The organism is Amycolatopsis sp. NPDC048633 (assembly GCF_040650695.1).
In the GTDB taxonomy this organism is placed as follows: domain Bacteria; phylum Actinomycetota; class Actinomycetes; order Mycobacteriales; family Pseudonocardiaceae; genus Amycolatopsis.
On the sequence record NZ_JBEZHS010000031.1, the window covers coordinates 109,386 to 118,575 of the forward strand.

At 69.2% G+C, this 9,190-nt stretch carries 7 protein-coding genes; all 7 read left to right on the plus strand.

Features of this window, described 5'->3' with window-relative positions; genetic code table 11:
- Nucleotides 1–56: 56 nt before the first annotated feature.
- Genes AB0C38_RS38265 through AB0C38_RS38295 form a run of 7 tightly spaced genes read left to right on the plus strand, consistent with a single transcriptional unit; the run spans nt 57 to nt 9,095 of the window.
- Nucleotides 57–2,048: a CBM35 domain-containing protein gene (locus tag AB0C38_RS38265; RefSeq protein ID WP_360682669.1), complete on the plus strand. Its 1,992-nt coding sequence runs from the start codon at nt 57–59 to the stop codon at nt 2,046–2,048.
- Nucleotides 2,023–2,913 (plus strand): sugar ABC transporter permease, encoded by an 891-nt coding sequence (locus AB0C38_RS38270; protein ID WP_360682670.1) that lies wholly within the window; start codon nt 2,023–2,025, stop codon nt 2,911–2,913. The genes AB0C38_RS38265 and AB0C38_RS38270 overlap by 26 nt, the downstream gene beginning before the upstream one ends.
- Nucleotides 2,914–2,921: 8 nt before the next feature.
- Complete coding sequence (locus AB0C38_RS38275; RefSeq protein WP_360682671.1) at nt 2,922–3,800, plus strand: carbohydrate ABC transporter permease; 879 nt, start codon at nt 2,922–2,924, stop codon at nt 3,798–3,800.
- Nucleotides 3,797–6,082, plus strand: a complete 2,286-nt coding sequence (locus tag AB0C38_RS38280; RefSeq protein ID WP_360682672.1) for a glycoside hydrolase N-terminal domain-containing protein — start codon at nt 3,797–3,799, stop codon at nt 6,080–6,082. The genes AB0C38_RS38275 and AB0C38_RS38280 overlap by 4 nt, the downstream gene beginning before the upstream one ends.
- Nucleotides 6,082–7,041 carry an alpha/beta fold hydrolase gene (locus tag AB0C38_RS38285; RefSeq protein ID WP_360682673.1) on the plus strand — a complete coding sequence of 320 codons (960 nt, stop codon included), beginning with the start codon at nt 6,082–6,084 and terminating at the stop codon, nt 7,039–7,041. Before AB0C38_RS38280 ends, AB0C38_RS38285 begins: the two co-directional genes overlap by 1 nt.
- A gap of 1 nt (nt 7,042) precedes the next feature.
- Complete coding sequence (locus AB0C38_RS38290) at nt 7,043–8,395, plus strand: sugar ABC transporter substrate-binding protein (RefSeq protein WP_360682674.1); 1,353 nt, start codon at nt 7,043–7,045, stop codon at nt 8,393–8,395.
- Between the two features lie 31 nt (nt 8,396–8,426).
- Nucleotides 8,427–9,095, plus strand: coding sequence for a GntR family transcriptional regulator (locus AB0C38_RS38295; protein WP_360682675.1), 669 nt, complete (start codon nt 8,427–8,429; stop codon nt 9,093–9,095).
- Nucleotides 9,096–9,190 lie beyond the last annotated feature (95 nt).

Below are 9,190 nucleotides of genomic sequence, written 5' to 3' on the forward strand. Positions count from 1 at the left end.
GCAAGCGACGCCGTGATCCTCTGATGTTTGACGCAACCGACCTCGAAGGAGTGGTCATGGCAGCACGCGGCAGACGGGCCCTGGGTGCCCTCGCCGGACTGATGGTGGCCGCGGGCCTGCTCACGGCCCCCGCGGCGGATGCCCAGCCGGAAGCGCCGAAGCCGGTAGCTCAGAAGCCGTACATGGGCTGGAGCAGCTGGAGCCTCGAGTCGACGAACTACCCGGGCGTCAACCCGACCGGCCCGGCCAGCTGGCTCACCGAGCAGCACGTCCTCCAGCAGGCCGACGTCCTCGCCGCGAAGTTCAAGCAGCACGGCTACACCTACGTCAACATCGACGCCGGCTGGTCGAACGCCTTCGACCAGTACGCCCGCCCGGTCGTGAACCCCACGACGTTCCCGGACGGCATGAAGTACGTCGCCGACTACGTCCACAAGAAGGGCCTGAAGCTCGGCTCGTACCTGGCCGTGGGTCTCGACCTCAAGGCCTACAACGACGGTAACTCGCCGATCGCTGGCACCACGAACTGCCACACCAAGGACCTGGTCTACTCCGACCTGCGCAAGACCAACGGCTGGGACTCCGCCTACAAGATCGACTTCACGAACCCGTGCGCCCAGTCCTACGTGGACTCCGTCGCAACGCTGCTGGCCGGCTGGGGCGTCGACTTCCTCAAGCTCGACGGCGTCGGCCCCGGCTCCTTCAAGGGCGGCGAGAACTACACCAACACCACCGACGTCGAAGCGTGGCACCGAGCGATCGCCAAGACCGGCCGCCCGATGGAGTTTGTCGTCTCCTGGGCGCTGAGCCACCGCCAGGCCGGCGTCTGGAAGGCCAACACCAACGGCTGGCGCGTCGACACTGACGTCGAGTGCTACTGCGACACCCTCGTGACCTGGGACAACTCGGTCAAGCAGCGCTGGAACGACGTCGTGCAGTGGATCCCCGACGCCGGCCCCGGCCACTGGAACAACCTCGACTCCGTCGACGTCGGCAGCGGCAAGATGGACGGCCTCACCCCGGCCGAGCGGCAGAGCTACATGACGCTCTGGGCGATCGAAGCCGCGCCGCTCTACATCGGCGACGACCTGACCCAGCTCGACGACTACGGCGTCAAGCTGCTCACCAACGACGAGGTCATCGCGCTCAACCAGGCCGGCGTCCCGGCCAAGCCGGTGAGCCAGACGACCGACCAGCAGGTCTGGTACAACCGCAACGCCGACGGCAGCTACACGGTCGCGCTGTTCAACCTCGCCGCGACGCCGGCGCGCGTCACCGCGGACCTCGCGCAGCTTGGCATCACCGGCCCGGTGCAGGTCCGCGATCTGTGGGCGCACCAGGACGTCCGCGACGCGGCCGGCGACCTGCCGGCGCACGGCTCGCGGCTGTTCAAGATCACCCCGCGCGACCGCAACGCGCTGCAGGCCCCGGCGGTCGTGCACGGCACCGCGGCCACCGGCACCAGCGTCTCGCTCGCCTGGGACGCCTCGAAGGGCGCGCAGAGCTACGACGTCTTCGCAGGTAACAAGAAGGTCGCCACGACGAACACCGCGAGCGTGACGGTCGCCGGTCTCAAGCCGTCGACGTCGTACGACTTCACGGTGGTCGCGAACCAGCGCTACGGCCGTCCCTCGGCGGCGAGCAAGAAGATCAGCGTGACCACCCCGGCCGCCGACGGACCCAAGGCGTACGAGGCCGAAAACGGCAGTCCACAGGGTGGCGCGACCGTCTACGACTGCGCGTGCAGCAACGGCAAGAAGGTCGGTTACCTCGGCGGCAGCGGCTACATCGTGCTGCCGACCGTCACCGCCGCCAAGGCCGGTACCTACCTGATGCAGCTGTCCTATGTGGACGCCGACTCCAGCCGGACCGGCATCGTCACGGTGAACGGGACCTCGTTCCCGCTGCCGGTCGCCGGGAGCAACGACAACGACTGGAACACGCCACAGACCGTGACCGTCCCGGTGTACCTGCGGGCCGGGGCCAACACCATCCAGATCGGCAACCAGGCCGGTTACGTCTATGACGTCGACAAGATCACCGTCTAGGGGCCGGGACGCGCCGATCGCGTGGCTGCTCATCAGCCCCGCGGTCGCCGGGTTCGCGGTGTTCTTCGCCTACCCGACCCTGCGCGGGCTCTACCTCAGCTTCACCGAGTTCCACGTCCTCACCGAGCCGCGCTGGATCGGCCTGGGCAACTTCCAGGAACTGGTCCGGGACGGCGAGTTCTGGCACTCGCTGCTCGTCACGATCTACTTCGTCACGCTGTCGGTGGTCCTCGGCGTGCTGGTTTCGCTGGTGACGGCGGTGATCCTGCACCGGCTCGCGGTGTCGGCCACCGTGCGCGGGCTGATGATCCTGCCGTTCCTCATCTCGGGCGTGGTCACCGCGCTCGTGTGGTCGTGGATGCTCGACCCGCAGCTCGGCATCGTCAACATCCTGATCACGAAGCTCACCGGCGAGCCGGTGCTGTTCTTCGGCTCGGGTGGCTGGGCGGTGCCGACGCTGGCGGGGCTCAACATCTGGAAGTCCATGGGCTACAACGCGGTGCTGATCTTCGCCGGGCTGCAGACCATCCCGTCCACTGTGTACGAAGCCGGCCGGATCGACGGCGCGAGCGAGCTGCAGATGTTCCGCCGCCTGACCGTGCCGCTGCTGCGGCCGATCCTGGTGATGGTCGTGGTGCTCACCGTGATCAGCTCGTTCCAGATCTTCGACATCGTGCAGGTGACGACCAAGGGCGGTCCGGCGAACGCGTCGAAGGTGCTCCAGATGTACATCTACGACAAGGCGTTCGGCCAGTTCGACTTCGGCTACGCCGCGACCATGTCGCTGGCCCTGTTCGTGCTGCTGGCCGCCGTCACCTTCGCCCAGCTCCGGATGGCTCGCGCCGGCGAGTCCGACACCAACTAGGAGGGACCGTGCGCCGGATCTCCCCGGGCCGGGTCGTCGCCTGGGCGTACCTCGTGCTCGTCCTGGTCGTCACGATCTTCCCGTTCTACTGGATCGTGCGGACCGCGCTGTCGAACAACTACGCGCTCGCGACGGACCCTTCCTCGCCGGGGCCGGTGGGCTTCACGCTCGGTGCGTTCAAACGCGCCCTCGGCCTGGCGTCACCCGCCGAAGCCGCCGCGCAAGGCGGGTCGGCCGCGTCGATCGACCTGCTGTCCGCTCTGCGGAACTCGATCGTCTACGCGGTGCTGCTCACCGTCTGCACGGTGTTCTTCTCCGCGCTGGCCGCATTCGCCTTCTCGCGGCTGCGGTGGAAGGGCCGCAACGCCGTGTTCGCGGTGCTGCTGACCGCGCTGATGGTGCCGCAGGTGCTGACGCTGCTGCCGAACTTCGTGCTGATCAAGGACCTCGGCCTGCTCAACAGCTTCGGCGGGATGATCCTGCCGACGGCGTTCTTCTCCGCGTTCAACATCTTCTTCCTGCGCCAGTTCATGCAGGGACTCAGCACCGAGATCGAGGAGGCCGCGATCATCGACGGCGCCGGCCCGCTGCGTGTCTGCTTCCGGATCGTGCTGCCGATGAGCGCCGCGCCGATCGCGACGCTCGGTCTGCTGACGTTCATCAACACCTGGAACGACTACCTGTGGCCGTTGCTGGTCACCAACGACGACACCGTCCGCCCGCTGACGCTGGCGCTCGCGGTGTTCAAGCAGTCCTCGCCGCAGGCGGCGCTGGACTGGGCCGGCCTGATGGCCGCCACGCTCGTCGCCGCGCTGCCGATGCTGCTGCTGTTCGTGGTGTTCGGCCGCCGGCTGGTCAATTCCCTCGGCTTCACGGGGTTGAAATGACGGATCTCCTGCTCTCCTGGCCGCACCCGTCCGTCGACTGGACCGAGGCCATGCCGGTCGGCAACGGCAGACTGGGCGCGATGGTCTTCGGCGGCGCCGGCCGCACGCGGGTCCAGGTCAACGACGCCACGGTCTGGTCAGGCACGCCGAACGGTCCCGCGTCCGCTCTGAAGGACATCGACGCCGGGCCGGACCGGCTCGCCGAGGTGCGCGAGGCGGTGTTCGCGCAGGACTTCCGGCGGGCCGAAGAACTCCTGATGACGTTCGAAGGGCCGTACAGCCAGGAGTTCCTGCCCTATGCGGACCTCTGGCTGACGCTGCCCGAAGGCACCTCGCACGGCCGCACGCTCAACCTCGACAGCGGCGTCACCACCGAAAAGCTGACCATCGGCGGCCACGAGGTCGAACGGACGACGTGGGTGAGCCGGCCCGCGCAGGTGTTGTGCGTCGCGCTGTCCGGCACGACCGATGTCGATGTCGATGTGTCGACACCGCTGCGGGAGGTCTCGCGGGATGGCCTCGACCTCGGCATCGAGATCCCGATCGACGGCGCGCCGCGGCACGAGCCTCAGGCCGCGGAGCCACTTCGGTACGGGACCGTCGAGGGATACGACCCGTTCGGCGCGGTTTCCGTCCGGGTCGCCCGGACGGAGTCCGGCGTCTTGATCGTCTTGGCCAGTTCGACCAGCGCGTACGACGCCTGGATCGGCGACCGCCAGCACACCCGCGACGAGCACCGGCGCCGGGCTGCCGTGCTCGCCGAGCAGGCCATCGAGACCGGCGCAGCGGAGTTGCGCCGGGCCCACGAGGCCGACTTGCGGCCGCTCCTCAGCGCGTCTTCGCTCCGGATTGGAGAGCGGCGAGGCGGCACCCACGACGTCGCCGAGCTGTTGTCCGGCCAGGACGAACAGCTGACGGCGACCGTGTTGTTCCAGTACGGCCGGTACTTGCTGGCGAGCGCGTCCCGGCCCGGTGCGCCGCCGGCGAACCTGCAGGGCATCTGGAACGACGACCTCCGCCCGGCCTGGTCGTCGAACTACACCGTCAACATCAACACCCAGATGAACTACTGGGCCGCCGAGACGACCGGGCTCGGCGAGTGCCACCTCCCGCTGTTCGACCTGCTCGGCAAGCTCGCGGTCACCGGCGCCGACGTCGCCCGCGAGCTGTACGGCGCGCGGGGCTGGGTCACCCACCACAACACCGACCCGTGGGGCTGGGCGCTGCCGGTCGGCATGGGCCACGGCAACCCGTCGTGGGCGCTGTGGCAAATGGGCGGCGCGTGGCTGGTCCAGCACGCCTGGGAGCACTACGACTTCACCCGCGACCTGGGCTTCCTGGCGTCGACGGCCTGGCCGTTGCTGCGCGGCTGCGCGGAGTTCTGCCTCGACTGGCTGGTGGAACGAGACGGCTACCTCGAGACGTGCCCGTCGACGTCCCCGGAGAACCTGTTCCTCTCCGAAGCCGGGACGAAGGAGTCGCTGACGTACTCCGTGACCATGGACATCGCGCTGATCGGGGCGGTGTTCGAGCGGAGTCTCGCGGCGATGGACGCGCTTGCCGTCCACGACCCGCTGTACGCGGAGATCGAGGCCGCGCTGCCACGCCTGCGTCCCCTCGCCCTGACCGAAGGCGGCTGGCTGCGGGAATGGGCCGAGGACTCCCCGGAAGAGGATCCGGCGCACCGGCACATGTCCCAGATGGTGGCGCTCTACCCGCTCGGGCAGATCGACGCCGTCGCGACGCCCGAGCTCGCGGCCGCCGCGCGGGCCCTGCTCGAGCGGCGCGGGCCGGGCGCGATGGGCTGGTCGTGGGCCTGGAAGATCGCGCTGCGCGCCCGCCTCGGCGACGGCGAGACCGCGCGAAAACTCCTCGGCGAGGCGGTCCAGCCGTTCACCGGCGACCGCCACCGCGACGCGCCGGTCGACGGCTCCGAGTGGGGCGGGCTGCTGCCCAACCTGTTCAGTACGCACCCGCCGTTCCAGATCGACGGCAACTACGGCTTCCCGGCCGGGCTCGCGGAACTGGTGCTGCAGAGCCAGAACGGCGTTGTCACGCTGCTGCCGGCGCTGCCCGCGGACTGGCTTGCCGGTGAAGCGCGGGGGCTGCGGTGCCGTGGCGGGCTCGCGGCCGACGTCGAGTGGCGCGACGGCGAGCTGCGGTACGCCGTCCTGCGGCGGTTGTCGGGTGATCCGGCCGAACCGGTGCGGGTGCGCTACCGCGGCCGGGAAACCGAGCTGCGACTGCGGACCGGCGAATCGACCGTCCTGAAAGGACTGTGATGCTCACCGACCTCGGCCTCGACGCGCTGTGGGAGTACCGCAGCGCCTATGAAGCACCGCCGGACTTCGACGAATTCTGGACGTCGACCCTCGCCGAGGCCAGGGCGCACGACATCGGGGTCCGGTGTACACCGGTGGACACGCCCCTGCGGACGCTCGACGTGTTCGACGTGACGTTCGCCGGCTTCGGCGGGCACCCGCAACGGGCCTGGTTGCGGCTGCCGCGCGGCAGCGAAGAGCCGCTGCCGGCGATCGTCCAGTTCCACGGCTACGGCGGCAGCCGGGGCAGCGCGCTGCAGGAGCTGACCTGGGCCTCCGCCGGGTACGCGCACCTGCAGGTCGACGTGCGCGGCCAGGGCGGGGTGACGCCCGACCCGGTCGGTAGCGGACCGGCGTACCCGGGCCACCTGACCCGCGGCATCGAGAGCCGCGAAACCTACGTCTACCGGCGGATCTTCACCGACGCGGCGCGCGCGGTCGACGCCGCCCGGGCGCTTCCGGGCGTCGATCCGGCGCGGGTCGCGGTGCTCGGCAACAGCCAGGGTGGCGGCATCGCGCTCGCCGTGGCGGGGCTCGTCCCGGACGTGGCGGCTCTGCACGCGCAAGCGCCGTTCCTCTGCGACTTCCGGCGCGCCAGCTTGATCGGGGGAGAACGGCCGTACGTCGAACTGTCCCGATACCTTGCCGACCACCGTGACGCGGTCTCGCGAGTGTTCGAAGTGTTGTCCTATTTCGACGGTGTCGGGTTCGCTGCGCGCGCGACCGCACCGGCGTGGTTCAGCGCCGGGCTGATGGACGGCATCGTGCCGCCGTCGACGGTGTTCGGCGCCTACCGCGTCTACAAGGGACAGAAACAGCTCGCCGTCTGGGAGTACAACGGCCACGATGCCGGTGGCGCCGACGACGTTCAGGCCGTGCTCGAAGGATTTCAGCCCATCATGCGTCCACAAGGGAGTTGACATGAAGTTTCGCGTAGTGGCGGCCGCCGGACTGGCGGCGACGTTGGGAGCACTGGTCGCGGCCTGTGGCGGCGGGTCGGCCAGCGGCAGTGGGAACACCGTCAATTGGTGGACCTGGGACGACAAGCAGGCGGCGGCCTACCAGACGTGCGCGTCGGCGTTCGAGAAAGCCAACCCCGGCACGACGGTGAAGATCACGCAGTACAACGTGGACGACTACTTCACGAAGCTGACCGCCGGGTTCGTCGGGGGCACCGCGCCGGACGCGTTCCAGAACAGCGTCCAGTACTTCCAGGCCTACGCGTCCCAGCACCAGCTGCTGCCGCTGGACGACCTGATCGCGCGCGACAAGTTCGACCTGAAGCGGTTCTCCGTCGGCGTCGACGCGTGGAAGTTCACCGACGGCAAGCAGTACGGCCTCCCGCTCGACTGGTCCGCGACCGGCCTGTTCTACAACACCGACGCGATCACGAAGGCCGGTTACACCCCGGCCGACCTGGCCAAGCTGACCTGGAACCCCGACGACGGCGGGACGTTCGAGAAGGTCGCGGCTCACCTGTCCGTGGACAAGAACGGCGTCCGCGGCGACCAGCCCGGGTTCGACAAGGACCACGTCGCCACCTACGGCACCGGGCAGCTCGCTTCGCGCGACTTCATCGGCGAGTCGACGTGGAGCTCGTTCGCGATGACGACCGGCTGGCGGATGGCCGACAAGCAGTCGTGGCCGACGAGGTTCACCTACGACGACCCGGTGTTCGCCAAGACGCTGAGCTGGGTGCGGTCGCTGGCCGACCGCGGGTTCGCGCCGAAGATCGGCACGTTCACCACCGGCGGCCAGGCGACCATCAGCGACACCGACCTGCTCGGCTCGGGCAAGGTCGCGATGGAGACGGCGGGTTCGTGGACGGCGGGGACGTTCGCGAAGCTGCCCTTGAAGGTCGTGATCGCGCCGACCGTGCTCGGGCCGTCCGGCAAGCGCGCGGTGCTGTCCAATTCGAACGGGAACAACGTCTGGGCCGGCACCAAGAACCCCGACCTGACCTGGAAGTGGGTCTCGTACATGGGATCGCCGGAGTGCCAGTCGGCGGCCGGGGCGAGCGGCACCTTCTTCCCGTCGATCCCGGCGTCGATGGACGCTTCGGCCGCGGCGATGAAGAGCCAGGGCGTCGACCTGTCGGTGTTCACGTCGATGCTGAAGGACGGCACGCTGGTCCCGGCGGTCGTCTACGGCAACGGCGCGGCGCTGCAGGACGCGGAGCGGCCGCTGTTCGAGGCGTACTTCGCCCACCAGCGCGACGACGACGTGTTCGCCGAGATGGCGTCGAAGAGCCGGACTGTGCTGGGCAAGCAGTAGCCTGTAGTCACGACGTGTGAGGGGAGTCATGGTGGCGGGTCGACGCCTCGAAGCCCTGCCGAGCAGGCAGGTGCTGGCCGACGGCGTCTACGAGCAGATCCGGGCGCTGATCATGAACGACGGCATCGAGCCCGGCGCCCGCGTCAACATCGACGAGATCGCGCGGGAGCTCGGCGTCTCGGGCACGCCGGTGCGGGAAGCGCTGGCGCGGCTGGAGTCGGAGGAACTGGTCAGCAGGCTGCCGTTGCGCGGCTACCGCGTGACGGAACTGCTGAACCGCAAGGAAGTCGACGACATGTACGCGCTGCGGCTGCTGCTGGAGCCCCCGTCGGCGGCCCGCGCGGCGTCCGCGATGTCGGACGCGAACGTCGCTTTGCTCGAAGCCGAGCTGGCGACGTGCCCGGCGGCCCCGGTGGAGGACGCGTACAGCGACTACAAGGCGTTGACGGCGCACGACGCGCGGCTGCACGAGCTGATCCTGCACCTGGCGGGGAACGTGGCGGTCGAGCAGGCGTTCGCCCGGACCCACTGCCACCTGCACTTCTTCCGGCTGAACTACAACCAGCCGTTCGGCGAGCAGACGATCGCCGAGCACCGGGTGATCGTGGACGCGTTGGTGGCGGGGAACGCGGCGAAGGCCCGAAAGGCGATGACGGACCACCTCGAGGTGGCGCGGGACCGCCTGCTGTCCCGCCTCTGATGGAGTTGCCCCCGGGAGACGGACACCGGTTTTTCAGGCAGCTGAGACCTGACCGTAGTTGATCCGGGTCTCGGCTGGTGTGTTCTGACCGACCG

Bases quoted from the DNA above. Each gene is read 5' to 3' on its own strand.
- AB0C38_RS38265 (WP_360682669.1), top strand. From the start codon at position 57: ATGGCAGCACGCGGCAGACGGGCCCTGGGTGCCCTCGCCGGACTGATG.
- AB0C38_RS38270 (WP_360682670.1), top strand. From the start codon at position 2,023: ATGACGTCGACAAGATCACCGTCTAGGGGCCGGGACGCGCCGATCGCG.
- AB0C38_RS38280 (WP_360682672.1), top strand. From the start codon at position 3,797: ATGACGGATCTCCTGCTCTCCTGGCCGCACCCGTCCGTCGACTGGACC.
- AB0C38_RS38285 (WP_360682673.1), top strand. From the start codon at position 6,082: ATGCTCACCGACCTCGGCCTCGACGCGCTGTGGGAGTACCGCAGCGCC.
- AB0C38_RS38290 (WP_360682674.1), top strand. From the start codon at position 7,043: ATGAAGTTTCGCGTAGTGGCGGCCGCCGGACTGGCGGCGACGTTGGGA.